Source organism: Gordonia sp. i37 (assembly GCF_002043085.1).
GTDB lineage: Bacteria > Actinomycetota > Actinomycetes > Mycobacteriales > Mycobacteriaceae > Gordonia > Gordonia polyisoprenivorans.
Map to the genome: position 1 here is coordinate 1 of NZ_MVPX01000620.1, position 574 is coordinate 574.

General features: G+C 61.0%; 1 pseudogene. It reads right to left on the reverse strand.

Annotated elements, in window-relative coordinates:
* Window positions 1–247 (reverse strand): annotated as a pseudogene (locus tag B1964_RS28855) (IS3 family transposase); the annotation flags it as partial.
* Between the last annotated feature and the right edge of the window lie 327 nt (window positions 248–574).

Genomic DNA, 574 nt, shown 5'->3' on the forward strand with positions numbered 1-574 from the left:
CGATCTCGGCCGCGAAGAAAGCCGACGCCGCCTTCAGGATCCCGTTCGCTCGTTTGAGCTCGGCCACCTCGCGCTTGAGTCGTCGAATCTCCTCGCTATCGGCCTTGGCTGGCGCGCTGGCGGCGCCCGACGGCGCCTTGCGCACCCACTGGCGAACCGTCTCCGCCGAGCCGACTCCGAGCAAATCCGCAGTCTTGCCCATCGCCGCCCACTCGGTGGACCCCTGAGCCACCAACTGCTCGACCATGTCCACCGCGTCGCGCTTCAACTCATCCGAGTATCGCTTCGATCCTGCCACTGCCATAGGTTTCATTCTCCCTTGAGACGAACCCTCCGGAAACACCGGGACGGATCAGGTGGCTTGTTTGACGACGTCTGACAGCTGATCCCCGTCGATGAATTGGGTTTTGGTCGTCACCGAAGCACTGAGGATTGCGTTCGTTCCCCGTTTGGTGAGTGGTCCCTCAGGATAGGACTATCAAAAAGAGTGCTGGTGTGGTCTCTATCAAGATGACTCGGGGAGCGCCCCTGTAAGTCGCAATATCGATTCGCGAGCCGGTGCCCGATGTGGCTT